General features: G+C 62.4%; 26 protein-coding genes. 19 read left to right on the forward strand and 7 right to left on the reverse strand.

Translation table 11 applies throughout. The annotated features are described in order from the left end of the window. The first annotated feature begins 15 nt into the window (after positions 1 to 15). Entirely contained in the window at positions 16 to 1,011 is a 996-nt protein-coding gene (locus tag QM712_RS02555; protein ID WP_415021462.1) for an FkbM family methyltransferase, read from the forward strand. A gap of 14 nt (positions 1,012 to 1,025) precedes the next feature. Here QM712_RS02555 and QM712_RS02560 read toward each other — a convergent pair whose 3' ends face one another. Beyond that, on the reverse strand, positions 1,026 to 1,844 hold the full coding sequence (locus tag QM712_RS02560; RefSeq protein WP_415021463.1) for an ABC transporter permease: 819 nt from the start codon (positions 1,842 to 1,844) through the stop codon (positions 1,026 to 1,028). 99 nt (positions 1,845 to 1,943) lie between these two features. On the opposite strand from QM712_RS02560, the gene QM712_RS02565 reads away from it, so the two are divergent. The 5 genes from QM712_RS02565 to QM712_RS02585 all read left to right on the forward strand — a co-directional run bounded on the left by QM712_RS02565 (position 1,944) and on the right by QM712_RS02585 (position 7,798). Next, entirely contained in the window at positions 1,944 to 3,167 is a 1,224-nt protein-coding gene (locus QM712_RS02565) for a capsule biosynthesis protein (RefSeq protein ID WP_415021464.1), read from the forward strand. A 209-nt stretch (positions 3,168 to 3,376) separates the two neighbouring features. After that, complete coding sequence (locus QM712_RS02570; protein ID WP_415021465.1) at positions 3,377 to 4,534, forward strand: polysaccharide biosynthesis/export family protein; 1,158 nt, start codon at positions 3,377 to 3,379, stop codon at positions 4,532 to 4,534. A gap of 11 nt (positions 4,535 to 4,545) precedes the next feature. Next, complete coding sequence (locus QM712_RS02575) at positions 4,546 to 5,421, forward strand: FkbM family methyltransferase (protein ID WP_415021466.1); 876 nt, start codon at positions 4,546 to 4,548, stop codon at positions 5,419 to 5,421. A gap of 11 nt (positions 5,422 to 5,432) precedes the next feature. Continuing rightward, positions 5,433 to 6,755, forward strand: coding sequence for a glycosyltransferase family 4 protein (locus tag QM712_RS02580; protein ID WP_415021467.1), 1,323 nt, complete (start codon positions 5,433 to 5,435; stop codon positions 6,753 to 6,755). After that, positions 6,752 to 7,798, forward strand: a complete 1,047-nt coding sequence (locus tag QM712_RS02585; RefSeq protein WP_415021468.1) for a hypothetical protein — start codon at positions 6,752 to 6,754, stop codon at positions 7,796 to 7,798. The genes QM712_RS02580 and QM712_RS02585 overlap by 4 nt, the downstream gene beginning before the upstream one ends. A 455-nt stretch (positions 7,799 to 8,253) precedes the next feature. Here QM712_RS02585 and QM712_RS02590 read toward each other — a convergent pair whose 3' ends face one another. Continuing rightward, positions 8,254 to 9,120: a LysR family transcriptional regulator gene (locus QM712_RS02590; RefSeq protein ID WP_415021469.1), complete on the reverse strand. Its 867-nt coding sequence runs from the start codon at positions 9,118 to 9,120 to the stop codon at positions 8,254 to 8,256. 237 nt (positions 9,121 to 9,357) lie between these two features. After that, the gene (locus tag QM712_RS02595; RefSeq protein WP_415021470.1) at positions 9,358 to 9,567 is read right to left on the reverse strand and encodes a hypothetical protein; all 210 of its coding nucleotides are present in this window, start codon (positions 9,565 to 9,567) and stop codon (positions 9,358 to 9,360) included. 262 nt (positions 9,568 to 9,829) lie between these two features. On the opposite strand from QM712_RS02595, the gene QM712_RS02600 reads away from it, so the two are divergent. After that, a complete protein-coding gene (locus QM712_RS02600; protein ID WP_415021471.1) occupies positions 9,830 to 10,003 on the forward strand; it encodes a hypothetical protein in 174 nt (57 codons plus the stop codon). 34 nt (positions 10,004 to 10,037) lie between these two features. Here QM712_RS02600 and QM712_RS02605 read toward each other — a convergent pair whose 3' ends face one another. From QM712_RS02605 to QM712_RS02615, 3 genes are all read right to left on the reverse strand, one after another. Further along, positions 10,038 to 10,526, reverse strand: a complete 489-nt coding sequence (locus tag QM712_RS02605; RefSeq protein WP_415021472.1) for a PAS domain-containing protein — start codon at positions 10,524 to 10,526, stop codon at positions 10,038 to 10,040. Between the two features lie 303 nt (positions 10,527 to 10,829). Further along, positions 10,830 to 15,296: a cytochrome gene (locus QM712_RS02610; RefSeq protein ID WP_415021473.1), complete on the reverse strand. Its 4,467-nt coding sequence runs from the start codon at positions 15,294 to 15,296 to the stop codon at positions 10,830 to 10,832. Positions 15,297 to 15,330: 34 nt separating this feature from the next. After that, positions 15,331 to 17,397: a hypothetical protein gene (locus QM712_RS02615; protein ID WP_415021474.1), complete on the reverse strand. Its 2,067-nt coding sequence runs from the start codon at positions 17,395 to 17,397 to the stop codon at positions 15,331 to 15,333. Positions 17,398 to 17,399: 2 nt separating this feature from the next. Here QM712_RS02615 and QM712_RS02620 point away from each other — a divergent pair, with 2 nt between their 5' ends. From QM712_RS02620 to QM712_RS02660, 9 genes are all read left to right on the forward strand, one after another. Continuing rightward, positions 17,400 to 17,720, forward strand: coding sequence for a hypothetical protein (locus QM712_RS02620; protein ID WP_415021475.1), 321 nt, complete (start codon positions 17,400 to 17,402; stop codon positions 17,718 to 17,720). 10 nt (positions 17,721 to 17,730) lie between these two features. Beyond that, the gene (locus QM712_RS02625) at positions 17,731 to 19,005 is read left to right on the forward strand and encodes a hypothetical protein (protein ID WP_415021476.1); all 1,275 of its coding nucleotides are present in this window, start codon (positions 17,731 to 17,733) and stop codon (positions 19,003 to 19,005) included. A gap of 98 nt (positions 19,006 to 19,103) precedes the next feature. Then, positions 19,104 to 19,511, forward strand: coding sequence for a hypothetical protein (locus tag QM712_RS02630; protein ID WP_415021477.1), 408 nt, complete (start codon positions 19,104 to 19,106; stop codon positions 19,509 to 19,511). 14 nt (positions 19,512 to 19,525) lie between these two features. Continuing rightward, positions 19,526 to 20,092 carry a hypothetical protein gene (locus tag QM712_RS02635; RefSeq protein WP_415021478.1) on the forward strand — a complete coding sequence of 189 codons (567 nt, stop codon included), beginning with the start codon at positions 19,526 to 19,528 and terminating at the stop codon, positions 20,090 to 20,092. Positions 20,093 to 20,105: 13 nt separating this feature from the next. Then, entirely contained in the window at positions 20,106 to 20,834 is a 729-nt protein-coding gene (locus tag QM712_RS02640) for a hypothetical protein (protein ID WP_415021479.1), read from the forward strand. Between the two features lie 740 nt (positions 20,835 to 21,574). Continuing rightward, positions 21,575 to 21,970, forward strand: a complete 396-nt coding sequence (locus QM712_RS02645; RefSeq protein WP_415021480.1) for a primase-like DNA-binding domain-containing protein — start codon at positions 21,575 to 21,577, stop codon at positions 21,968 to 21,970. Continuing rightward, the gene (locus QM712_RS02650) at positions 21,970 to 23,355 is read left to right on the forward strand and encodes a hypothetical protein (RefSeq protein ID WP_415021481.1); all 1,386 of its coding nucleotides are present in this window, start codon (positions 21,970 to 21,972) and stop codon (positions 23,353 to 23,355) included. Before QM712_RS02645 ends, QM712_RS02650 begins: the two co-directional genes overlap by 1 nt. A gap of 42 nt (positions 23,356 to 23,397) precedes the next feature. Next, positions 23,398 to 23,601, forward strand: a complete 204-nt coding sequence (locus QM712_RS02655) for a hypothetical protein (RefSeq protein WP_415021482.1) — start codon at positions 23,398 to 23,400, stop codon at positions 23,599 to 23,601. Between the two features lie 82 nt (positions 23,602 to 23,683). Continuing rightward, positions 23,684 to 24,733: a phage major capsid protein gene (locus tag QM712_RS02660; RefSeq protein WP_415021483.1), complete on the forward strand. Its 1,050-nt coding sequence runs from the start codon at positions 23,684 to 23,686 to the stop codon at positions 24,731 to 24,733. A gap of 140 nt (positions 24,734 to 24,873) precedes the next feature. Here the strand turns inward: QM712_RS02660 and QM712_RS02665 are convergent, their stop codons facing one another. Further along, positions 24,874 to 25,167 (reverse strand): hypothetical protein, encoded by a 294-nt coding sequence (locus tag QM712_RS02665; RefSeq protein ID WP_415021484.1) that lies wholly within the window; start codon positions 25,165 to 25,167, stop codon positions 24,874 to 24,876. Positions 25,168 to 25,322: 155 nt separating this feature from the next. Here QM712_RS02665 and QM712_RS02670 point away from each other — a divergent pair, with 155 nt between their 5' ends. The 3 genes from QM712_RS02670 to QM712_RS02680 all read left to right on the forward strand — a co-directional run bounded on the left by QM712_RS02670 (position 25,323) and on the right by QM712_RS02680 (position 26,420). After that, the gene (locus QM712_RS02670) at positions 25,323 to 25,637 is read left to right on the forward strand and encodes a hypothetical protein (RefSeq protein ID WP_415021485.1); all 315 of its coding nucleotides are present in this window, start codon (positions 25,323 to 25,325) and stop codon (positions 25,635 to 25,637) included. A 77-nt stretch (positions 25,638 to 25,714) separates the two neighbouring features. Further along, complete coding sequence (locus QM712_RS02675; protein ID WP_415021486.1) at positions 25,715 to 25,900, forward strand: hypothetical protein; 186 nt, start codon at positions 25,715 to 25,717, stop codon at positions 25,898 to 25,900. Between the two features lie 49 nt (positions 25,901 to 25,949). Further along, the gene (locus QM712_RS02680; RefSeq protein WP_415021487.1) at positions 25,950 to 26,420 is read left to right on the forward strand and encodes a hypothetical protein; all 471 of its coding nucleotides are present in this window, start codon (positions 25,950 to 25,952) and stop codon (positions 26,418 to 26,420) included. Positions 26,421 to 26,571 lie beyond the last annotated feature (151 nt).

The raw sequence follows: 26,571 nt of genomic DNA on the forward strand, positions 1-26,571 counted from the left end.
TGAAAGGGCAAGGTCATGGCTACGGTAACCGACGTCGAGAACTGCTATCGCTATATTCTGGGCCGGGAGATGTCTGCCGAGGAACGGCACGGCATCGACGGCGATTTCGTCACGGGGAGGCAGGTCGGTGATCTGCGGGCACAGTTCCTGACGTCCCGCGAATTCCACGATGCTCATCTGGAGACGCTGTTCGACAATCTCGTGCCGCAGTCGATTCCAGTGCTGTACGAGACCAATCTGGGCTTCAAGATCTATCTCGACCTGCGGCAGCTCCACATCACGTTCGGAGTGCTCCAGGAAACCTACGAACGCGCGGAAGTCGAGCTGCTGCGACGGATGGTTCCGGACGATGGTGTGTTCCTCGATGTCGGGGCGAACTGCGGGTACTTCTCCCTTGCGATCGCGGCCAGGAAGAATTTCTCCGGAAAGGTGATCGCGTTCGAGCCCCTGTTGCCGCTGTCGTCGCTCCTCGAACAGTCGATTTCCGTGAATGGCTGGTCGGACCGGATCGAGCTCCGCCAGATGGCGCTCGGAAGCGAGCGGGGAACGTTGCCGCTGACCGACGCGGAGATCAGCATCAACGCAGGCGCGACCCGGCTGGCCATCGGCAAATCGAGCCGGCCATCGCACCGCATCGTGGCTGTCGACGCGCTCGACAACATCGCGGGCGACACCATTCCCGACGCGATCAAGGTCGACATCGAGGGGGCGGAAGGGCTGTTCCTGCATGGCGCGCGCGGCACGATCCATCGCAGCAAGCCGGCTGTCCTGTTCGAGGTCAATCCCGAACTCCTGACGATGGTCTCCAACGTCGCGCCCGCGGATCTGCAGCGCTGGTTCCAGGATCACGGATACCGGCTGTGGGCCGTCGAGCCCGAGCGTCTCCATCCCGTTCCGGCCAATCAGAACATCGGCGAGATGATCGGTCCCCGCGGCATGAAGAATTTTCTTGCGATCCACGCCGATCGCCTGCCGATGCTGCGCGATCGCCTCGGCCTCGCCCCGAACTAGCGACGACGACGGGCCTACTCGAAATGTAGCGAAGCGGCGGCGCGGTGCATCAAGGTCAGGCCCGCGCCGGTTCCAATCAGGCAGACGGCCGTCATGTAGGGCATGCTGAAATAGGTCTCGACCGTCTCTCCGAGCAGCCCGGCCCTGAACATCTCGTAGCAGTGCACGGTCGGCACATACAACGCGAGGCGTTGGACCCAGGTCGGAAGCCACGCCACCATGAAGAAGCAGCCCGACACGGGCAGCATGAGGTACTGAAATGGCGGGACCAGCTTTTCCACGAAGTCGAATTGTTCGGAGAGCGCCGAGAGGATCATGCCGACGGCGAACGACAGCCAGGCCATGAACAGCCATCCCGCGATCATCAGGTCGATGCGGGCCTGGGGCTCCACGAGGTCCGCGAAGCGCAGGGTCGTGAACACCGCGATCAGGGCCATCGAGGTGCCGAGGAATTCCAGGATGACCGACGCGAACAGCAGGTCCAGCGGCCGGACGTTGCGATGGTAGAGCAGGGCGGTGTTATGCCGGATGCACGATACCGCGTGCGAGGAGATGTGCCGCCACAACGTCAGCGGCATGTATCCGCTGACGATGAAGGCGATCAGGGGAATGCCGTGGGAGTCGTGCCGAATGAATGACCAGACGACCATCACGCCGACGCAGAGGATCAGCGGCTCGACGATGAGCCAGAGGAAAGCGAGATTGGTTCGGCCGTATCGGCTGATGATTTCGCGGATCAGCAGCGCGGTCATCGTGCGCGATGCCAGGCGCAGGCCTGTCGCCGCGCGGAAACGTGCGCTCCTCTCCGACTCGTCTCGCAATTGGATTTTCATGCACACCACGCGGGTTTCCGGGTGTCCGACAGGGTGTAGCGATCCGGTTAATGTTTGGTGTGGCCGCGCGATGGCTGCACGTGATGGCGGGTGGCCGCGATGAAATCGATCTCGCTCGTGGCTGCTCCGGATGCCGTGCCGTCCGATATCGTGATGAGCGCGCGAAGGCGCCGTCCTGCGCTCAAGCGCGTTCCGGCCGTGCTGCGCAAGCACCCGCTGGTGTGGCTGGGAGTCATCGTCCCGACATGCCTGGTCGCGCTCTATTATCTGCTCGTCGCTACACCCGTCTTCGTGTCCGAGTCGAAATTCATCGTCCGGCTATCCTCCCCGCCGTCGCAATCCCCGATCGGTGCGATCCTCCAGTCGAGCGGGATCGCCCGTTCGCAGGATGACACGTTCTCCGCGTCCGACTTCCTGTCGTCCCGGGACGCGCTGCGAAGGCTCGCGGAACGAGAGCCCCTGCGCGAGATCTTCGCGCCGCCCGAGGCCGACTTTCTCGCACGCTTCCCGCGGCCGTGGGACAGCGACAGTTTCGAGGGCATGTATCGCTATTTCCTGTCGCGGATCGACGTCATTCACAATGCGTCGACCGGGATCACGACGCTGCGTACGCGGGCGTTTTCGGCGCACCATGCCTTGGTTCTGAACAACGAATTGCTGGCGGCCGCGAGCGACCTGCTGGTTCGTCTCAACAACCGGGCACGGGAGGATGCCGTTGCCTTTTCCCGCCGGGAGGTGGCGGACGCGGAACAGAAGCTCCTGGATGTCCAGGAGGACATCACCAAGTTCCGCAATAACGAGCTGATGATCGACCCGACGCGCGTGTCGGTCGTCATGTTGGATATGATCGGACGCCTCTCGACCGAGCTCGCCTTGACGCGATCGCGGCTCGCGGAAGCCAAGGCGTCGGCTCCCGATAGCGGGGCCGTTCCCAGCCTCACAAGCCGCGTCGCGGCCCTCCAGGAGCAGATCGATCGGGAACGGCTCGCGCTGGTCGGCAACGATGCGTCGGTGGCCGCGCACATCGCGGATTACGAGCGGTTGACGCTCAAGCGCGAGCTGGCGAACAAGGCGCTGACCCTGGCGACGACCTCGCTGGAGACGGCGCGGGCCGATGCGCGCCGGCAGCAATTGTACCTGGAACCGATCGTGGAGCCGAACTTGCCGGATGAGGCGATCGAGCCGCGCGGGCCGATGCATGTCCTCGTCGTGTTCCTGCTCGGTTCGGTCCTGTCGCTGATCTCGTGGGTGTTGTGGATGGCGGTCGCCGAACACCGCCAGAACAACAAGCAGCTCGGGCGTTTCGAGGCCGCATCCGACTAGGTGCTCGATCCCGTCCCATAACTAGTGATGGGTCATAAGTTTCGGCGCCAATTCGCTTAAACGGTCGTAAGCCATAACTTCACATTCTGCCCTCACGAAACGTCGCTTTATCGAATCGAGAGACTGTCGTGATGGGGCTGAAGATTGCTCGGCATGCGTGGCGCGATGTGGCGTTTGCCACGCGATCGGCTACGCGCTCATGGGCGCGAGTGATCCTGTTCGGGGCGGGTCTGCTGCTGAGCGGCTGCGCCTTGCCGGCCAGCGGCCCCTCAGCCAAGGCGTTCAACGCCCGGGCCGAAGACCCGGTTGTCCCGTCGATCGCGGTCGTCGAGGTGTCGCCGGAGACGCTGCTGTCCCAGCGCGTGCGCCCGTCGATGAGCCTTGCGGCACGGTTTGGATCGGCCGGCCAGGGGGCGGGCCTCCGGCTCGCGCGCGGCGACGTGGTGACCCTGTCGCTGTGGGAGGCGCCGCCGGGCACGTTGTTCTCGACCTCGATCATCACCGGACAGAGTGTCAGCAACACGAGCACCATCGCCATCCCGGCCCAAAGCGTCGAGGCGGATGGCACCATCGGCGTTCCCTTCGCGGGGCGCATCCAGGTCGTGGGTGACACGCCGGCGACGGTGGAGGAGAAGATCAGCAAGGCGCTTCAAGGCAAGGCCGTGCAGCCGCAGGCGCTGGTTTCGGTGGTGAAGAGTTCCGTCAATGCCGTCACGGTGACGGGCGAAGTCGCCGGCGGCTCCCGGGTGCCTCTCTCCTCGGGCGGCGAGCGGATCCTTGATGCGATCGCGGCGGCCGGCGGCCTGCGCGCGCCGGTGCATGAGAGCGTGGTCGAACTGACCCGGGTGAATGCGACCGCCCGCATCCGGTTCGACAGGCTGCTGAACACGCCGTCGGAGAATCTCTATCTGCAGCCCGGTGACACCGTGGCGGTGGTCCGCGAGCCCGAGACGTTCAGCGTGCTCGGTGCGACCGGCCGGAACGACGAGCTGGGCTTCGAGGCGACGCGCATGTCGATGGCGCAGGCGCTGGCGAAGGCCGGCGGTCTTCAGGATGCCCGCGCGGATGCGACCGGCGTGTTCCTGTTTCGGGTCGAGCCCGTCGCGGTGGCGGCGAAACTGCTGCCGCCGGACTCGCCGTTCCTCGAGCCGGGCGCGAAATACGTTCCCGTCGTCTACCGCTTCAATCTGCAGGATCCGCAGGTCATGTTCGCGACGTCCCGCTTCTGGATGCAGCCGAGAGACGTCGTCTATGTCGCCAACGCGACGGGCGCCGAACTGCAGAAATTCCTGACCATGATCCAGGGCATCGTCGGACCCGTGCTGAACGGTGCGGCGGTCGCCGTCGCCGCCCGGTCGGGCGCTTGAGGACCATCCGCATGCGATCCAGCTCCGGCAGCGCCGGCAAGCCAGCCGAACTGTTGACGAACGACCTGGCGTCGATGAACCGGGCCGATGCGGAGCGGGCCATCCGTGCGGCCGTGCAGACGGCCTATCTCGGCGACCACACCGCGCTGACGCGCATTCTCGGCTTCCAGAAATTCTTCGTCGACACCCGCGATGTGGGCTTCGGCGGCCATGTGCTGCTGGACGGCTATTGGGAGATCTGGCTCACGCTGTTCTGCCTGCGGAATGTGAAGAGCGGGATGGTCGCGATCGATGTCGGGGCCAATATGGGCTATTACACCGTGCTCTTCGGCAGCAATGTCGGAGCCGGCGGCCATGTGCTGGCGGTTGAACCCAATCCGGGCGCAGCGAGCCTCCTGCGTCGCAGTATCGACATCAACGGGTACACCAGCCGGACGCGCATCGAAGAGGTTGCCTGTTCCGACCGGAGCCTGACGGGTGCCCGTCTCGTCGTGCCCGCGACGGAGCCGAAGAACGCATACATCGCGGACGATGGCTTGCTGCCTGGCCCGGGATCGGTCGAAACCGCCTGCGTCACCCTGGATGCGCTTTGCGAACCCTACTCGCGCGTCGATTTCATCAAGATCGATGCGGAGGGCTCCGAGGAGCGGATCTTCGCCGGCATGTCCGCGATACTCGACCGCCACAGGCCGACCGTCGTCATGGAGATCAACGTCGCCCGATATGCCGACGCCGCCGGCTTCATTCGGCGCCTCCATAATGTCTACGGCAAGATCCGATCCGTGTCCTATGACGGACATGCGGCCGATGTCTCGCCGGACACGCTGCTGACCAGCAATGTGGGGCAGGACTGGCTGGTCGTCTTGAGCCCGCGTGCTCCATTGTAGGGGCCGCGGGCATGGCTCAATCCATACTCCTCGATGGCCTCAATCTCGCGCTGAAGACGGGCACGGGCATTGCCACATACAGCCGCGGCGTCATGGCGGTCGCGCGCGAGCTCGGTTATGGCACGACGCTGCTTCACGCGTCGGCCGGCCGGCTGTCGGCGGATCCCACGCTGCAGGAGATTCTGCTGTTCGACGATGCGTCGGATACCGTCATGAGCAAGAAGCGGCGTCTGCAACGCTGGTTGAAGCGGCGCGTGGGGGCGCCCGGGGGACTGAAGCTGAACGCCTTCGCGATGAACGGGGTCGTCGTCGCGAGGTCCTTCAACAAGCATCTCGCGGAAGTCGATCGCATCTTTGCCCACGAAGACCTGTTCGGTCTCGCGCGCGGTCACTTCAAGACCTATGGACGTTCGCTCACCCTGAAACTGAGCCAGCGGCCGGATGTCTTCCACAGCACCTATCCGCTCCCGATCGCCGTCAAGTCCGCGCCGTCGATCCAGACCATTCACGATCTGGTGCCGCTGCGCCTGCCGTATCTGAGCGACGACAACAAGCGCTATTACTACCGCATGCTCCGCGCCTTGACGAAGCAGGCCGACCATATCGTGACGGTATCGGAAACGTCGCGCCGCGACATCGTCAAGCTCTTCGGCATGGACGAGGCGAGGATCACCAACACCTATCAGGCGGTCGAGCTGCCGCGCGAGGTGCTGCAGCGCGATGCCGGCGCGGTCGCGGACGAGGTCTCGGGGGTCTTCGATCTGGGCTGGAGGCAGTATTTTCTGTTCTTTGGTGCGCTTGAGCCGAAGAAGAACGTGCTGCGGCTGATCGAGGCCTATCTCGCCGCGCGCTGCGATACGCCCCTGGTCATCGTCGGCGCGGTGGGCTGGAGGGCCGATGTCGAACGCAAGATGCTCGAGGACGGCCGGTTCGGCTATTATGAGCTGTCGGACAAGCGCGTCACCTATCAGCAGAAGATCAGGCGGTTCGAATACGTCTCGTTGCCGCTGCTGATCAGCCTCATTCGTGGCGCGCGCGGCGTGGTCTTCCCCTCGCTCTACGAAGGCTTCGGGCTGCCGGTTCTGGAAGCCATGATGCTGGGCACGCCGGTGATCAGTTCGACGGAAGGGTCCATCCCCGAGGTAGCGGCCGATGCCGCCATTCTGGTCGATCCTTACGATGTCGGCGCCCTCACCAAAGCCATTCGGGCGCTGGCGCGGGATGACGATCTCCATGCCCATTTCAGCGAGGCTGGACCGAAACGGGCTTCGGAATTCTCGTTCAAGACATATGCCGAGCGGATGGGATCCGTTTATCGGAACGTGATCGGGTGACCGGCGTCGGGCACATCGCATTGGGTGAGTGCAGCCTGGCGGCCGTGTTCGGCCTGCCGGGGCCGGCGACGGCAGCCGTCGTCGAGGTTCTGCAGGCGATCACGCGCGTGGCCTGCCGCGACAGCGTCGTCGTGGAGGTCAATTCGCCGGAAGACTGGGACGCGGCCTGCGGCGCCCGGCAGCCTTTCATTGCACTCAGCCAGTATCCCTTGCCCGATCTCCTTCGTCATCCGGAGTTCAGCCTGGTACCGGTGATCTGCGTGGCTTCGGATCCGCTGCGTTCGGTCGCCCACCTTCTGGGGGATCGTCTGTCCGATGTCGGCGCCGTCCGGTCGGTGTCGGCGAGCCTGTCCTGTCTTCTCGGCAGATGGCCGCGGGATGAGCTGGACCTTCAGGCCCAGAACGCGAGGAATCTGTCGCTCTTTCTGACGCGACTGGCTCAATTGGGCGGCGTCAACGTCAGGCTCTCCGACATCGAACGTATCGAGCTGCAGGCCGGCGAACTGGCTGAACGGCTGGCCGATATCTGCGGGGAGCAGCAGACCGCGCCGCTGCCGGCCAACAGTCTATGGACATTGGCCGCGGCGGCGCTGCCGCAGCTGCGGGACCCTCATCGCGGCCTGGTCGAGGCGACGTGGCTCGGGCCGCTGTTCCTGCTCGGTGACTTTCCCGATACCTGGATGCGTGGCCCGGTCGATCTCTCGGGGCCGGCGCGATGCGTGCTTTATGGGCCCTATCTGCATCTGCCGCCCGGGCATTGGCGCACCCGTCTCGTCGTCGGCCTCGCCGGACATGACGGCAGGGAGCCGTTCACGGTTGAAATCGTATGCGGGGAGGTGATCGCGAGGGGGACGTTCTGCGCCGAAGGATCGGGTCTGTTCGAGGTCGAAATGGAATTTGTGCATCGCGACCCGCATGTTCCGATCGAGCTCCGCCTCTTCCTGGACGTCGGCGCGATCTACGGCTGGCTCAGTCGTTTCGAGATCAGCCTGGAGTTACGCGAAGGATACGAGGTATCTGAAACCGTTTCGTCGCCGGCATAGGCCGACCATCAGTGATCGTTGTGTTGGTCTTCGAGCAGTTTGAAATGCGTAACGCCTTCGACTGATTCAGAGTCGCGAGCCAGTCTCTCGGCCAATGCGCTCACCGCGGAGCGCTTCTCCGGCTCCATGATGCAGTAGAACGCAAGGACAAGCCGAAGAGCTTCTTCGTCAGACGGACGACCGAGCATATGACCTCCGAGGGAATAGGACCTTCTGGAGTGAAACGCAGCCACGCCCAGCTTCTGCACGGGCGGGGCTCGTCGAGAGCGACGAGCAGGTAGGTAAGATGTTACGCTGCATCTATCGCTGTGCCGAGTCCGGAGCATTACGGATATGCCTGGCTTGGCAATCGTGCTCCGCAAGCCGGATGGACAGAATAGTTCAGACGACGGCGTCTGACATGTGCATTCTGTGCCATTTTTTCGCGCTCTTTCGCGGCGCGCGCCGCCACCGGGTCAGGTGGATGTGAAGAACAGGCTGATCAGCCGATCGACCGTCGGGTTTGCCTTGAGCGGATCCAGATCGCGGTTAACGCAAAGCAGGCCCTTGGTCTGCGGCAAGGCGGGCAGATCGAACTCGGTCGCCACCACCAGGTCGGCCGGCACGAGGCGCTTCGGCAGGCATGTCAGGCCAAGGCCCGCCTCGACGGCCATCTTCTTCGTGTCGAAATCGCCGCCACTGAAGGCGATGCGATAGGCAAGTCCCTGCGCGGCCAGACTGCGCGTCATCGGATCGTTCTCGCCCGCCCAGGTGATGATGGGAATCGGCGCTCCGGGCGCGAGCTCGAAGTCCGGCGACTGAACCCACACCAGTTCGTCGGTGAATTCGCGTTGCACGTAGGGGTGCAATTCGATCGAGGGCAGACCGCTGCCGTCAAGAAGGCACACGACGTCGAGTTGTCCGTCGAGGAAGCGCCGGGCCAGCGCTGCCGAACCGTCCGAATGCACCGACACGCTCGGATGGACGGCCCGAGCGGAATCGACCAGAAACGCCCTGACGAGCAGGCTGCTGAGCCCGAGCCGCAGAAGCCGGTCGTTTCGGATGATGCCGCCGATCGCCAGGATCTGGTCGTTGGCTTCGATCATCTTGCGGCATTGATGCACGACCGCGAGCCCCAATTCGGTGACGCGGTTTCGATTGGTGTTTTTCGAGAAGAGCGGTCCGCCGACGAGAGTCTCGATCCGCCGCAGCTGCGAGCTGATGGCGGGTTGCGTGATGCCCAGCAACTCGGCGGCTTTGGTGAAGCTGCCGACCTCCTGCACGGTCAATATCGTTCGAGCTATTTCCGTCGGCACATTGATGTGCCTTTTGGTGCTGGTCATCTCGGGCCATTCGGCTGGATGCAAGCGCACGGTTTCGCGTATAGCCGGGCCACCTACGGCAGAACTACGATCCCCACTCGCGTCGGGTGATTTGACGGATAACTAGAACAGTGCTGCGCGCGAAGGTACCCGGGCTAGTACCGGGACATCGCTCCCATGCGTACGGCGAATGAGGAGTGATAAACAGCGCCGCATGCGTCAAACGACGGGACTGGCGCGACACGCAGAGGTTGAATTCTAGTCGTGAGGCTCCGCGGACTGGAACATCAGGTAATGGGTCGCTCCGTCCACCACGCGCGACTCCTTGGCATACTTTTCGGCGAGAGCAAGCACCTCGGATCGCCTGTCGGGCTCCATGATGCAATAGAACGCGACAACAAGTTTAAGAGCCTCGTCGTCCGATGGGCGCCCGTAGGTCAGCTCGGGATTAGACGTGGCCTCAGTCATCGTGGCGATACCGGAGCTGCAACTCCGCTCCCCTAATTTCATGCAGCGGAAGCGCTCCAGACGCCACCAGCAAAGCAGTTGAAGCAAGTGATACGGCCATCAATCTACATCAGCTTGTCCCTTTCCGGAGATTAAAAACTTCGGTTATGAACCCATAAACAGCGCTTATGTGCGTTTTGGTTCCAGCCCCGCAAACGAATTTCCCGGTGGCTAAAACAACTTGAGGATGATCTTATAAGTTCCATGGTTCTCGGAGAAATCCATGAGCAATCAATCATCCGAGATTGCCGCGCATATTCTGAAGACGTGTAACGAATTGTGCGATCTGGCAATAAAGGCCGAACTCGACGTCCTGGCTCATTTGCTCAGCATGGCGATGCTGCAGGCTTCGCGAGACCTGACCGCGGGCGAACCCGACAGCACCAAGCACTCGTGATCGCGTCCGACACGGTGGGAATCTCTTTTGGAGATCAGTCGTCGGTACTATCCAACCTAGGACCATCCAGCTCGAAGATCGCGCCCGGAAATCGCTCAGGCCGTCCTGAAGGATCGACCGTGCAATAGCCGCGGCCGATGACCCGTCTCACCGTGCCGCCGGAGACGATCCGAAACTCCGCTTCGTAGACGCCTCCCTGAAACGCCCGCGCGAGCTTCTGGCTCACCGCGGCGACGTCGTCCGGATGGACGGCCGACAGGCACGCGGTGTTGGACACTCCTTTCGCGCCGGCATCGGGATCCTGGCCTAACAGGCGTGAGCAGTTTGGATCGAGATGATTGCGATCGTTGACGACGTCCCAATCCCAGATGCCGATGATCGTCTGGCTGCGCAGTTGAAGTGGAGGATTCGTCCTGTAGGCGTGCAACGCAGTCATTCTGCAGAGATGTTCAAGCACTTTGTCGTCAAACCGAGCCGCATGCTCCGCAATTTCAATCAAGTAGTCGCTGAGTGTTCTCGCCATCATCGCCCCAAAACAACAATCTACATTAGATAGGCCTCCAAGAATGCGGCAAATAAGCAATTGGTTGTATGGCGAAATAGATTCGCGCAAGGATTTAGACCGGATTTCGCTGTTCGCGTCATTCCGCCTGCGACAAGTTGGCTGCAGATGCGGCGGGGCGACTCCGGGTTTCCATCAAAGGAACTCTCGCGCCGCATGATCGCCGATCCCGCGCGAACGTTCATCGTCGCGGGAGATCCGCAATCTCCATCGAGATGAGGGATGCTTCGGCGAGATCGGCCAGGCGGCTTCGATCGAGGCGGCCTAGTCGACCTCCGCCAGGAACATCAGTGCGGAACGGCTCGGCAGGAAGAAGTATCCGCCTCCACGAACCGTGACGAAGCTCTCGCCTCCCTGCAGCGCGAGCGAACCGGCCGAAGTCGGGATCGTGAACCGCGACGCAGCGCATTTCGTCGACACGATCGGATCAGGCTCGTTCGTCAGTCCGGCGAAGCCAGGGGCGCCGATCCACGACTGCTGGATGAATTCGAACTGGCGTTCCAGATCGGCGCAAAGACCGATGAACAGAAGCCCCTTCTCTTCTCCCTCCTGGTACGATCTGCCGCGCCGCAACAAGCGATGACGGTTCGTGATGGCCAATTGCGAATCGTCTCCGGGAGCCAGGCTGCCGCGCGGGTTGGCCCTGCGAATATGCGCGCCGAAAGGACAATGAAGACCCTGGGGATCGTCGACCCCGAAGTCCAGATCGGTGTCCGTGTGCATGCGGCTGTTGCGATGCGCATGCCTGGAATGGGTGCGTTCCTGTTCGCCTTCGCACACGGCCGGCTCGGCGGCGTCCTGCGCCGGACGGTCGATCAGCGGCACGCCGTCGTGCCAGCGTCCCATCATCTTTGCTTCGATCCATTCCGGCGTTATCGCGCCGCCGATCAGGTTTGGCATGCGCGTCTCGTCCATCAGATCGTCCGTCAATTTCTGGGCGGAGCGCTTGGCGTAATCGTGGAACGCCTCGACGTTCTGCTCGAATTGCCGGATTGCCAGGAACGTGCCGTTCCGTCCGAAGTCGCGCAACTGCGGGCGCGGATCCTGAAATGCCGCGAAGCGGCTGTCCGAGGATGCCGGGACGGAGGACAGCCGGTTGCTGACGTCGCTTTCCCGGATGACCATCGGCGTTGGCGGGAAGTAACCCTGATTGCTCTTGTAGCCGAGAATGAATTCACCGGGCGCCATGATGTCCCGGGGGAGCGCGCCGCGCGCGAAGCGCTGGGTGCCGCGGATGACGGGCTGCGAGATACCGTCGCGGAAACCGAAATGCTCGTAGTTGATGCCCTTGTCGGTGGGCTGGGTATCGAGTTCGTGGACGACGAAACTCGCGCCGGTCAACTTGCTCTGGTGCAGGCCAAGCAGCTTGTCGCACTCGGCTTTGGTTTTCCCATAGACGAACAGCGCGGCGTGAACGGGCCTGTCGCCTCCGGCATCCGACCAGCGCCATTTCGACGGGTCGGAATTCTCGCAATCGCCGAGCACACGCTGCCGCGACCACATGCCGAGATTGAAGACTGTGGGAAACGTCGCCATCGTGCCGGGCTCGTCGCCCTCGGGGAAGCCGAGATGTGAGAATCCCGCCGCCGTAAAAGCGACGCACGTCGCTGATTGTTCTTCTTCGCCGGACAGCGGCCTGTCGCCGAAAGTGACCTCGATGAGCCGGTCGTCGGAGTCCGGGAGCTGCAGCTCGTGCGGATTGTGTCCATTGGTCAGCGACTTCAGCCAGCTGCGGCAAAGCGCGCGATCGTCGGGCAGGCTGATCGCCGCGAAGGTCATGAACGGAAGCCGCTTGAAGCCGCGGAAGACGAGCGATTGAATCTCCTGCGTCTCGATGACGGTGTCGGTTCTCGGCATCGAGCCGAAATAGCTCAGCCACGCACGCGCCTGCGAGTCCGTCGTCGCGCGCGCCAATTCCCAGCAGATCACCGCGTTGTCCCGCATCTGATCTGCAGTCAGATGCGGGAAGCGGTTGAACCAGAATTGCGTCGGTTGTTGCTGGCGGCGCACCCATCGCTTGAAGCGGTCGCCGTCCTGGGCGCCATCGTACATCAGCCAGTTCGTCCGCGGAAAGCCTGCGGCGTTGCTCCATGCGGCGTTCTGGCCCGGATAGGCCTTGGTGATGAAATCCTCGAGATAGCTCTCCCAGCTGCCGTCGTAGTTGGAAAGGAACACCAGGCGCTCCGAACCCGGTGGCCGGAACCAGCGTGCGAAGTGAATCGTGCCCATATTGACGATGAAGCCTGGACGGAAGGCGCGGGAGACGACGAGTTCGATTCCCCAGAGCGCGATGCCGAGCGTGAACTTCCGGAACGGGCCAGGCTTGAGCGGCGACACCGAGAGAAAATGGTTCTGCGCGAAACGAGGAGCATTTTCCCGCTTGGCGATCTCGCGAACCTTGACCAGGTCGGGATCGAAATCCTCCGGCTTGTCGTTGGCTTCGGCGCGGCGCAGCTTGATGGCAAAAATGCCGACGACGATGCCGACCAGGGTCGCGGTTCCGATGCCTCCCGACACCAGGGCAATTGCGATGCGCCCGGCGGTTATCGGAATTGCGCTCCACGCCAGCGACAGCGCAAAGCCGAACCAGTAGAAGCACAGCACACTGATGACAAGCGCGACCGCCGCCAGCCAGCCATAGAGCGGAAACAACGTCGTCGAGGACAGCACGGCGCCGAGACGGCTGCCCGGCTCCTTCCAGCAGATCGTCGGTGGTTCCTGGCGGCTGGGGATCGTCAGGGAGCGGCGAAATGCGGTGGCGCGGGCCATCAGCGTCTTGATGTCCTTGCCGGCCTCGCCCTCTGCCATTCGGCTCAGCTCGGCATCGCCCCGGATGAGGCCTCGAACGAATTGCAGGACGGTTGCCGCATGGCTGCCGAGGCCTGCGTGAAGCGTGACGAAATAGTCGACGGCATCGCGGCAGAAATTCGCCAATTCCTCCTGCTGGCGGATGCTCGCGATCGACAGGCCGGGCAGGCCATAGAAGCACAACCCGGTCGTGCCCCAAGGCCGGGCCTTCAGATCAAGTTTTCGATGCTTCAGCAGGTCTCCCAGCGTTCGGCTTCCGCTCGCCGTACCCGGCTTGGTCTCGCCGTTCTCTGCGCAGCTGAACAGCGGCAGCAGCCATTGGCTTGCCGAGCGATCGACCGCATCGATCAACGCGTCGGGCTCACCGTCGCCGTTGAGCTCGAGCAGCAGGTGCGGAGCCGGGTTCGCTGCATCGCCGAGGTCGACGGCGTTGAGCGAGGCGAAATGGATGATGTCGGTGCCGCCGAGCGCGTTGTGCAGACTCGGGGCCCCCGGCTGCGGTTGCATCAGGCCGTGGACGGCGGTCTGCCAGGCGGCAAGGTCGGCTTGTTCAGCGAGCGGGGTCAGCACCGTGACCATGCTTTGGGCTTGTGCGCCGAACTTCGGCTTGAATTCCATGTCGAGCCGGCGCGGAAACACGCCGACGCGGGAGATGCGTCCCCACCGCCCCTTGCTGGCGCACACATCCTCCCTGGTCAGCAGCGCCTGGAAGATCGCCGTGATCTGGGCCATCGCAAGCGTCTTGCCGAGGCAGGCGTGAACGCCGGTCCCGAAGACCAATTCGTTGCTGCGGGAGCGGTCGTCGCGCATCGCGGACGCCGTCGCGACCAGGAGGACCGATTTGGCGGGAATCTGGCGCGAGCCCCAGCGGGTCTTGACCACGCCGCCGTTGGGGGCATAGCGCCATTGCCCTGGATTGAGCGCCGGATTGAGGCGCGCGGCCTCGAACAGAAGCTCTTCCAGAGGATTGCGCGCGGTCTCATCGCCATCCGGGACGGCCTTGGCCGCTGCGATCGCCTTTTTGAGCCCGTCCTTCATCCACAACAGCTGCTCGATGATGTTGCCGGCCGCCAGGGTCGTGGTCGGGATGAAACCCGTGATCATGCCGACCATGATGGCGCGAATTTCATCGTCGGTGATACCCGTGTCGACGAGGCGCCGCAGAATCGTCCTGTCGAGTCCCGGAGGCGGCGGAGGAGGATCGACCGAGAGCCGCTTCCTGGAAGCGTCGATCACGGAGCGCACGCGCGATGCGCCGGCCAGTCCGAGCCTGCGGGTGGCCGGATCGCCGAACGGATCGGCGAACAGCAGCGCCGATATCGCCATCGACCATTCGGCGAAGGCGTCGGGGTCATCGACGCTCAGTCCGAAGAATTCAGCGCAGGTCTCGGCGGCCACGCGCGTAATGAGATCCTTCATGACGTCGATGCGCCCCTGGGAGGCGTCGATCAGCGTCTCGGCGATTCCCCGCGTTCGCGCGACCAGCCAGGCCGTGTCCTGCGGCTCCCACAGGTGAGCGATGAGCTGGTGCTGACAACGCTGTAGCTGACCTTCGAGGCCGAGAACGAACGTCGCCTTGCCTCCGCCGAGCTCCTTCATCTCGTCGCCATAGGGCACGACGAAGGTCTCGGGCTTCGACAGCACGTCTCGTACGTCGTTGTTGCGGGTGACGATGATGAGGCGCCCGAACTTTGGGAGCGGCCAGCATATCCGGAAGAAGGCGAACACCGCCAGCAACGACCATACCCAGACGCGTCTCAGGATGGGCGACCACCAATGGTCTGCACCAAGATCATTGAAGTCGAAGCCGTCGTCCGCCGATGCCTTCTCCTGCTCGGATATCGCGCGGGCCGCGGCGATCTTGTCGAAATATTTGAGCGTCCACCCGGCGAAAATTCCCCCTGTCGCCTTCGCGTTCCCCATAACGCCCCCTTGGCTCTGAAATAAACTCCAAATCCTAACGTCGAGAATTGTTGTCGAGGGATGCCTGACGTACATGCGCTGACGCGACCGAGTCGAGCGACTCCGCAAATCGTCGGTTCAGCGAACGATCCTCAAAAGGAATCCAGTCAATATAACTGCTCGAAAAGCGGGGCCTGAGGCGCCGAAGCTCCTCGGATGACGCCGCGGCCTGGTGCCGGTCTCCCAGCTTCAGCAGGGCGTCGATCTTGACCATGTGGGCGTACCAATACTGCTCACGGCGAACGATTGCGAGATCGGCATAGGTGATCGCTTCGCGGTAGTCGCCGAGCAGACTGGACCTCATCGCCAGCTCGCCAAGCACGAAGAAGAGATGAACGTCGAACGGGCTGAGCCGCCGAGCGAGCTGAAGGTGCTCGCCGGCCTGCTCCGGCCTGCCCGCCAGATTCAGAGTGCAACCGATCTGAGCGTGCGCGATCGCGAGGCTCGGCGTCAATTCGACCGCCTGAAACAGCAAGTCGAGCGCGGGCCGCATGTGCCGCAACCACGTCTCCGCGGTGCCCGCCAGCCAGTAAGCCCGGCCATCGGACGGATCGGCACGCATCGACTGCTGGGCAAGGCGTCGCATCTCCAGCACGCGATGCCCCGGTTGCCGTCCGGTCCAGATCGCCCAGGCCAGCCCGTGGGTGACATTGATCAGGGCTTCCGCGGAATGGGGATCAAGCGCCAAGGCCCTGGCGAACAGCTGCTGCGCTTCATCCGAGTCGGTGTGCTGCAGGCGGCAAAGATGCCATCGGCCCCGCCAGATCAGGTCGGTCGTGTTTGCTGCCGACGGCAAGCGGTCGCGCGCGCTCGATTGCTCGCCATGTTCGATCTTGGCGCCGAGATGCGCGACCAGCTCCTGCAGGCATTCGTCGAGAGCGGTCGCAATGACGGATCGGGCGATCTGGAGCCGCTTGGACCAGACCACCTGGAGGCGGGCCGCCTCGTAGAGCGTGACATCGATCAGAGTGAGATCGCTCGCGGTCCGGACGGTGCCGTCGAGGAGGTATTTGGCACCCAGCGATCGCGCTTCCTGGGCGGTGATGGTCGAGGCGCGTGGACCACCGGAATCGCCGGCGATGACGGCGAGCCAACGCACGCGCGACAGCCGGTTGATCAGCTCCTGCTTGAAGCCCTCCGCGAAATAGGCCTCCTCCGGCTGGTCCGTCAGGTTTGAAAAACGCAGGACGGCCAGCGACGGGCCGTCAGTCGCGTCCTGTGCCGACCATTTGAATCCGGGCTGGGCCACCACGGCGGATTCCGAAGGCTTCGGAGCCGCTGCGCTCCGGCGAAGGCTTGGCTCGACCTTCGCCAGTCGACTGCGCTGTTCGCGTAGCCAATCCTCGAACGCGTCCTCCCCGGGGATATCGAAGCCTTCGAGAAACTCGCCCGGCAGGCCGGAATCGAGCCCCTCTTGATCGGACTCGAGAACATCGATGCTGACGATGCTCAAGTCGAGCCGTACGCGATCCCGTTCGCAGATGAGAGGTGTCCAGGACGGGTGATTGAGCCGTCTTCGCAAGTCCGACAGTTCGCGCCGCAAACTCCCGTTCGCTTCCTTCGGCTCACGACTGCTCCATAGTTGGGTCTGGAGCCAACCGCGAGCCCTCTCGCCGTCCTTGGAGACGGCGAGCATCGCGATCAGTGCCGCTCCCTTGCGACTCGGAATAGCAATTCGGCGGCCTTCCGGATCCACGAGGCTGAAAGGACCCAGAAGACGCAGCTTGAATTTCGACGTCAGGGTCAACATTCGCCCATCCCCACAACCGATGATAGCGGACTGAACGCAACTTTCACGCTTTTTTTTCGATTTCCGAACGCTGGAGTCGCATTCCGCAAACAGCCGCGATGCCAGTTTTCCCGCGCACCCACGGAGGCCACGGGGCTGGATCTGTCGGCTCCCGAGGTGCCCGAAGCAGGCTGGATTTGGATCCATCGGCCGGCGTCTTGCTGCGGAGCCCTTGCGGCTGCGCAGCAGGCACGGGAGCCGCGGGAAACCCGCGTCTCCCGCTGCGCCGGGCCGATGCGGATGTCCCGCGCGCTGGAATTTGGAGGGCTTCATCAATGCCGGTTCTCTTGAAAGAGACATTCAAGGCCTGGATCGATCACATGTCGGGCGATGGTCCGAAATTGATCGTGGTCGGCGAGGTGCAGGTGCCGACCATGGGCTGGTACGTCAAGCTCACGCGCCGCGTGGCACAAGGGATCAATCCGAACATCCTCATCCTCGACGTCACGGCGGAGAGGCCGCTCGACAAGGCCGGGGAGACAACCACCACGATTCCACTGCGATACGAAGAGCGTCCTCCCGGGCGGCTGTACACGCAGGTGATGATCACCAGCGGCATCTACATCGTCATGATCGACGTCGGTCATGCGCATTAGGAGACTACCGATGACAAGGATGGGATTTCTTGCTGCAACGCTCGTCACGCTCTCTGCCGCAACCGCGCACGCTGAAGATGATCGCTGCAAGAACGTTCTCGCGAACGGAATTTGGGAATACAGCTTTAATCAATCCGACGTGCAGAACGTGTCGGCATTTCTGAACTGGTACAAGTCGACCAATTCGGGCTCGAGTTCGCTATCGAAGAAGCAAACGCTGGATAGCGGAATAGTTTACGACGGCGCCCCGATCAAGCTCGGACTGAGCAACGATCAGCAACAGAACGATCAGTTCTTTTCGCAGCTCGATACGCTCAATTCCGGCTACCAGCAGTACAATTCGTCCGTCGTCAATTTCGTCAAGACCGCCAGTCCGGTGATCGCCAAAGCCTGGTCGGATTGCATGAATGCGCAAGGAGGTGGCATCCACGCCTCGTTGAAATTTACGGGCGATCCACGCGACCTGCTCTTGAGTCTCGCCTTCCAGCCCATCGATCAGACCAACAAGGCGAAAGTGACGCTGGGCGTCGGACAGGGACTGCAGTGCAAAGGTGGCAATGATCAGACCGTTTCGGTGCCGAGCAACGTGACCACCGTCGTTCGCTGCACGCGCACCAACGGCAGCGCCGGCACGCTGCTCTTGGCGTCAGGGACCAAGGTCATCCCGGATAATTCGTTGCCGTACAGCGCCATTAGATTCCCGCTTTCCGGCCCATACGGGACCTGCACGATCGTCGAGGAAGTTAGGAACGGTCACGACACCCTCGGGCCGCCCGAGACGATATCGACGGGGGGCACGGACATCAGCGGTGGAGGACCGAGGTCAGCGACGCTGCACCTGGAGGCACCCGACGGCTACAAACTCGCGAACGTTCAAAAGCATTGCCACGGAAACGCAGGCGACAATCCCTGTGCTTTCGTCAACCCAACGGCAGAGGCTGCCTGGAACTGGACGATCCAGGACAAGTCGATGGACTGGAATCCGAGCAACAATTCGGACAGCGCGACGGTGTGGGTCACTGGGAGCAAGGCGAAAATCGTCGCGGGATTTGACCGGCGACCCAATGGAAACATTGCTCTCGCTTACGGCAAGGCGTTTGCCGTGGAGTTTCCCAACACCGCGCTTGACGTCAAATTGCTGTGCCAGGCTGGCGGCAGCAGCACGATCTACTCGCTGAGTGACGTCGCGACCACGGGTGAGCAGGTCTATCTCAAGGCAATTCGTCAAAGCTCCACCGGCAGGATCTTCGATCTGGTGGTGGCACCGTATGACGTCGGTCTGTGAACGATCGAGGTGGGCATCCGATCGGCATTGAATGTCGATCGGATGCAACACCCTCGAGTAACTAACTAGGTCTCGACAAGAGTCTCGTGGAGGCGGCAATGAAACTCAATCGCGGAATGCTACCGAATCTTGCCCTGGGGGTCTTCTTGCTCTCTTCGTCCCAATCGTTCTCGGATGATTTGGCCAAGAAGGTTGCAATCGCTGCGCAAGCTTGCGCGGCCAACGCATGCGGCGACATCGACCCGGCAACCGGGCTCATCATCATGGCGCTCGCTCAGATCGCGGTCGAGCTGGGTAAGGATGATCCGTTCGGCAAGAACAACGACTTGGTGAAGGCGATTAACACCATGCTGAACGATCTCAAGTACGGCCCAGGTCCGAACAACGATCTTATGAAGATCCTGACGAACATCAATAATGATCTTCGCTGCGGGCCTGGCCCAAGCAACGACGTCATCAAGTTTCTGAATCAGATTGGAATCAAGATCACCGTCACGGGATGCTAACAAGGGAGGATGCGATGACATCGTGCCGTGTTTCAGGACTGGTTTTGATCGCGCTCGCCCAACTTGCACCTTTTGCAGCGTTCGCGGCCGACAAGTGCGTCGAGGCCGGCGACAAGGGGTACCAGCAGATCAACAGTGTGTACGATCCGAAGCTCGACCTCTTCATGAAGGTCAGTGGTGCTCTCAAGGAGAAGGGATTCGACCCCAAAAGATATCCTTATGTGACACCGCAGGGAGGTGTGGAGCCGGTGGATCTGGTCGAGCTGGTGACCAAGCTCGCGGTCCAGAAGGCGAGCGGTTACAGGCAGGTCGCTCAAGCCGTCGATGAGTGCAACAAGGGCTTCGCCGTTCCGCAGAAGATTGCCGACGCTGCGGCGTTCTTTGCGACGGGTGGATTGTCGGCGGTGCTTCCAAACCGGATGACGCATGTCGACGTGTCTCAATTGGTCTCAGGAACGCCTTTCGGAGGCAAGGATGCCCTGATTCCGAAGCTTCGGGACGACGTGCTGAATGGCCTGGGCATAGGCGGGGATGTGGCTTGCATCATCCGCGATCCCAAGAAGATTTTCGGCGGCTGCTAGACGGGAGGCTCGGATGATGAGGTCGATCTTTCTGTCGCTGCTCATGTCGTTCGTTGCTGTTGGCGCGGCAAGAGCCGACATGTGCAGCGACGCCGCCGGGCAGGGCGATCTCCGCGTCCGGGAGCAATATCAGCACACCATCGACTATTTCATGAAGATCGCGGCGGCGGCCCAGTCTAAGGGTTTCGACCCTCGCAGCTTTCCTCAGGCTGACAACAATGGGAATGTCACGGCTGTCGATCTGATTGACACGATCGAGAGGATTTCGGCCAAGCGGGATGAAGGCATCGCGGCTATATTCCGCGCTTTCCAGGAATGTCGGAGCAATATCGCGCCGTATCAAAGGATCGTCGATGTCGGGAGCTACTTCCTGTTGGGCGGCATGCAGGAAGTGATTCCCCAGAGTGCCCGACAGATCGATGCGGGCCGGCTGCTCGCGGGGACGCCCTTCGGAGGACCCAACGCTCTGGTGCCGCAAGCGCGAGAATACATCATGGCGCGCCTAGGAATTGGCGGGAGTGCCGCCGACTTCATTCGGAATCCGTTGCAGATCACGCCGCAGGGACCCATCCGTGCGCCTTGGGTGCCGGGCCTGTTGCCCGGTGTGCCCATCGGCGGGCTGAGTATTCCGCCGCTTGGCCAGTTGCCGCAATTGCCGCCGTTGCCGCAATTGCCGGCTCCCCCGCCACCTATTGAAGTTGGAAGTGTCGGAGGACATCGAGTCTGTATTCCTTGGTGCTGAGGCAATCTCCCTCGTTTTACATCTCGCGTCGCAGTTGGCTTCGCTATGCGTAGCCGGGGAACGAGGCGCAGCGTTGGCGCGCGCTAGGCTGAGATGGGCAACCCGGTTCGCGCTCGCGAGCCGGGTTTTACGTCTTGGCGCTTCCGCCATGTTTTGGGCGCGTGGCTTCGGCCAGATCGGCTCAAAACTCCTTGTCGAGCTGCAAAGTCGATCCGAGAATCTCGATTTTTCGGCTCAAGATTCCTTTGAAATGGACTCGCTTATGATCTGGTCGGAAAAGCCACTGATTTTCTTGGTGGGCCCGGCAGGCCTGATCCTGTGCAGAGAAAACAACGACTTATCGCGACATGAGACACCGGGTAATTCCAATGAACTCCAGTGTTTGTCTCAGCCTTGTGTCTCGGATGAACGGGCGCGATGAGCAAAAAACACTCAGCGCTCCGCGCCGTCGCCTGTATCAACGTGCCAGTGCACGAAGTTCAGACCTACATCCTGAATGGCTGGCGGCTCACGGATGAGCCCCACTGTTCGGGCGCTCGGATGGTCCCGCCGGAGCGCTTCCTGGGCGACGATCCGCCTCCGGATCCGCCCCAAATGCGAAGCCCCGCCATCGGGCAAGATGGCAGGGCAAAATCGCAAGTCGAGATAGTCACTTTCAGCTTAAGTAGACTACTCCCCGCTGCCCCGATCTGCAAGACATCATGCCGAATCGCTCCACCGAAACTTGAGGGGGCGACCAGATGACCCGACGGAATGGATCGCGTCACCGCGTCACCCTGCGCGCCGCGTGGAAGGCCGCCAGCATCATCGAGCGGCGGAGGTTCGTCGCCGAGCTGCTGGTTGAACTCCTGCCACCAGAAACGCCGCGGCGGCCGGCACCGTCGGCGCCGACTGCCGACCCCACGGTTGACGAGTTTCTATCTCGCTGCGTCGTCAAGAGCCCTGGCGATCGCGTGCAGTCTTCAGCGCTATACGCAAGCTACAGGCGATTGTGCTTCTCGCTCGATCGAGAGCCGCTTTCGCAGAAGGCTTTCTCGACCAGGCTGGTCGAGCGCGGCCATGTCAAACGGCAGAGCAGCGTCATTTGGTTCGTGGGCATCAAGCTCGTCGATATCGCCGCTGCGGGTGCACTATGATGTTGGACAACAGTCCCCGCGCGGACATGCAGCGCCTTCGTGAAGCTCGATCGAGAGAACTACGTGCCGCCACCGATCTGCTTGACGCGCGCCAAGCGTGCTTATCCCGGTTGGCAACGATCGACGCCGAAATCAATGACTATGAGGCCGACGAGCGGGCGCGCAATCGTCGCCGGCGCTTTGCCGCTCAAAAGCTGGCGAACGCACATTACCGTGACGGAACGCCGAAGCAGAACGCCAAGCATGAGATGATTGCGCGGGTCTATGCATGGGGGCAGAAGGAGCGCAAGGCGCCGCAGCGGCGAGGCTCCGCGTCTCTCAAGGCGCAGATCATGCTCCGCGAGCTTGAACGCCTCTGGACTCACCGCTACGGCGGCGTGGTCCCGAACGATGATGCCGGCGCTGATGATCTTTGGATAGCCGCACAACTCATCCGCGCACGGCGCGGCGATGTCGTTGCAAAGGTGGTCGCGTGGGCCCGCGTCTGGGCACCTTGGTGCTCGGCCGCCGAAGCTGCTGCGCTCGCCGCGCACGTCCTGAGGCGACCCTATAAATTCAAAGCCGACACGCTCGGCGAAAAGGTCGGGCTGACATATGCGGAGCGCCAGGCGCTGGGCATCACGACGATCGGCTCGACGGACGTAGGCCCGGCCGAGCGCGAACGGCTTCGCCGCGAACGCTACAACGCAAAGCGGAGAGAGAAACGCCGCGCGGCTGGCGTGAAGCCGCGCGAGATGTACGAACAGAACTCGATCGAGAGCGAAGCGCCCTGGGAAGCTGCGGGCATCAGTCGCTCGACGTGGCAGCGCCGCCGGCGCCGCGCTGCGAGGGTTTGCGGCGACCCGTCGAGGGTTGAACTATCGCAGGTATGCGCAAACCCTCGAACCCTCGCGGATCAAAATGGGAGCTTAGAGGCTCCCGATGGGAGCTTAAGCGCCGGATCCGGCGGCGACCGCGAGGAAACGCGAGCGAACGAACGACGTGACCCAAGTCTGGCGTCAGCAGACTGCGAAGCAGTCGTTGCTGGGGACAGACCTGTGTCAAGCGGTTCCCCGGCTCCGGTTGTTCCGGGCGCGGACGTCGCTCGGGAGGCCCCTCTCGCTCCGCCGCGTCCTCACGCCCTCCGCCCGGGAACCGCCCTGCCATCTGTGGAAGGTGGTGGCTTAGGCGTTCTCCAAAACGTCGTGCTGAGTGTGCGGTTGCGACCGCAGCTATCGAATGAAGCTAGGCCGGTGCAGTACGGCATCTTCCGAGGCTGGAACAACTGCTGCCTGTGCGCTGAACCCTTTCGGGTTCGAGGAAGAGAAGAACTCTTCTGCGGTGAGGAATGCCGAAAATTAGGCCGCGAGATTCGAACGGGAGCGCGTGATGTCGATCGTCACTGACCTTTGGGGGGCGCTCGACGAGGGTCGCTTCCGCTAATGGCTATGTCGTCGACAGAGCGCTCAAAGAAGTGTCGTGCACTTGCGCGCAGCGACCGCTATTTGCTGAGCCTGGAAGTTGGCCTCGACATCGTCGATATGCTGATCGATCTCGACTACCTGCTTTTTTGTGACAGCCAGAACCGCGCGAAGATCCAGGACGCTTTCGCGCGCTGGGTTTCTGACCTGGCGACCCGACACTCGCACTGAGCGATGCAACGCGTTGCATTTGGGCGATGCGGGCCATGCTAGTTCTCCCGAAAGCGGTTGCACATTCGCGGGGCCTTCCGACATGAGCCATAAGCCATCTCCGATCACAACTCGCCCGCGTCCGGACGCGGCTCACAAACAATTCCCGCGCGCGGTCTTTGCCAAGGCACAGGGTGTTGTCACCGGCCGTCCTGTCCGCGATTTCCTCGCCGAGGACGAGAAGACGGTGGCGATCATCGAGCGTGCTAACGCCGCGCTTGGGACCACGACTGATCACGCCGGCCTACTTCGCGATTCGTGGCGCAGCTTCCTCATCTCGCTGGCGCCCTACTCAGGCGCGGCGCGCCTCCTCGAGATCGCACTGAAAGCAACTTTGACGAATGCAGAGTTCTCGACAAACTATCCGGTGCGACCGAATGGACCGGCGACGCCTGCCTGGGTCGATGAGGGTGGGCCAATCCCGCTCAGCACCTCGAACTTCGCAAACATGCCGATCGGTCCAGCCAAAAAGCAAGCCAGCATCGTCGCATGGTCGCGGGAACTGTCGAAGCGCAGTGACGCTGATGCGATCATGGAGACTATGCTTCGCGAAGATGTTGCCGCAGGGCTCGACGCCGCTTTCTTCGCGTCGACCGCGGCCAGCGATGCGGCGAATGCGGGTCTCTTGAATGGCGTCATGGCAGGCGCGGGCTATGCCGGCGGCGACAGCGCATCCGCCAAGAAGGACCTGATCGCGTTATCTGATGCAGTGTCGGACGGCGGCAGCGGCATGGTGACCTTCGTGGTCAATCCGAAGCGTCTCGCGCGGCTGCGTCTCCTCGACCCGATCTTGTCCGGATCGCTCGACATCGTGCCGAGTGCGGCCGTTCCTGTCGATCGCATTATCGCGGCGGACGGTCCAGCGTTGCTGGTGTCTGTCGATACGTCCCCGGAGATCGACATTACCACGAATGCGTTGCTGCACATGTCCGACGCTCCGCTTGAGATCGTCAGCGACACCGGTCCCACCACAGCGGACCCGGTGCGATCGCTCTGGCAAACCGCGACCGTCGCGGTACGCATCATTCATGAGCTAGCGTTCGCGAAGCGGCGATCGACCGCCGTTGCGTACCTCGACGGCGCCACTTGGTAAAACGAGGTCCCTTGTGGCGAGCGAGGTCAGGACAACCAAAGTTCGCCGCAAGCCCGGTCGCAGCGCAACAGGCGAGCATGCCGGATCACTTGCGCTGCGACCGGTGACCAAAGCAAAAGCAACGTGGCTCCGCAGGATATTTAAAGCTGCGTACTTAAGGGAGCTATCTCGTCGTGGCTGATAAGTCTTTCGATCTTTTGATCCGCCAGTGGCGAGAATCGGCATTCGACCAGAGCGCAGTAGACGCAGACGAGTTGTCGCTTCGTCGCGAGATCGCGGACCATCAAGATGAATGCGCCCATTGCAAAAGCGGCCTCGAAGCGTTCGCAATGGAAGTCGGGTTCGTGACTCGGATGTCGGAGCGACTCATGCAGCGGCAATTGAGGAAGGTTGTCGATCCGCTGCAGGCTCGCGTCGAAGAGCTTGAGGCGCAACTCACAGACATGCGCCGAAAGCTGTATCCGCGAGGGGGGGGTAGTTGAAAAACGCGCGGTAGGAACGCCCGGACCGGTGGCCAAGCAACGCGCAGTTTTTTCGGGGTTGGCCGAATCTTTTTTTAGTCGGGCGAGATGTTACACGGGGTAGAGCGGTGAAGCGGTTCGATTCGAGCGAGATGGATGAGATTGAGAGGGAGCTCGACGAGCTTGATGCGCTGATGCGCGCCGATCGTCGGCGGCGGAGACGATTGCCGGCCGCTGGCGGTGGCGAAATAGCCTTGAGCCGCACTTACACGGAGCAACTGAGACCGCGGCCGGCTGCCTTTGCTGAAGCCGTTAGCAACGGGATGGCTCCAATCCGCGCAGCGTCGCAAGCCGGCTATAGCGGCTCGAGGATGGCCGCGTGGCGACTGATGCGGGACAAGCGCGTGCTCGACGAGATCGCCCGATTGAATTCGCGTCGCTGATGTACCGGCGCGGCGGCGGCAGGTCTGCCGGCGATTGCTGATGGGCCTGCCGCCTCAACTTCGAAAGGAAAGTTTCAATGACCCGGCCACTGATTGACCTCGGCGCTTTGCAGGCCGAGCTGATGTCCGCGCGAGAAACCCACCAGGCCGCCGCTAAGGCCTTGACGAAGGCGCAGGAAGCGCACGCGCGCTCAAAGCGGGCTCTCGACGACGCTACGGCGGCGCTCGACGCCTCGTCGCGTTGCGTCCTGGCCAATGGCTAAAGCCAGGCCGGGCAACACCAGCACGCGCCGCCATCTCCGAGCAGATCGCATGCGCCGGCCGGTGCTGCATATGGTCATGCCCGGCCTCGAGGTCGCGCGTGCCGAGCCTCTGCCGCGCGAAACCATCACGGCGTTCCTGCGTCGCACCGGCTGGGCCTGGCGCGATCGAAAGTACGGATGGCAGTTCAAGAAGGGGCTACCGACCACTCTCGAGATCAACGGCGAACCGGTCCTGCGCAAGAGCTGGGCCCGTCGGCGCATCGCGGCGAACGATAACGTTCGCTTCGTATCTTATCCGATGGGCGGTGGTGGGTCGAACGGTGCGAAGGAGGTCGTCGTCGGATTGGTGGCGCTGGTTGCTGTGGCAGCATTTGCCGCGGCGGTGTCTGGCGGAGCTGCAGCGAATCTGCTCGGAGCCGCATTCTCGGCCGGCCACTTTGGGGCTTATGCGCTCGGGGCGGCGATCACCCTCGGCGGCGGTTGCCTGGTCAATGTGCTTGGGCACACTGCGGCGGGATAATCCGCACCCCGTTTAGAAACTGTACCCATTGGGTACAGTTTCTCGGAGCCGTCGTGGCCCCCACGTCGGCTTATTGCATGCTCTGGTCTCGTTAGATGAGGCGGCCCATCGTGCGAAAACAGGGCTTGATCCCAAGAATTCGAGAATGAAC

Source organism: Bradyrhizobium sp., assembly GCF_047605465.1.
Lineage (GTDB): Bacteria > Pseudomonadota > Alphaproteobacteria > Rhizobiales > Xanthobacteraceae > Bradyrhizobium.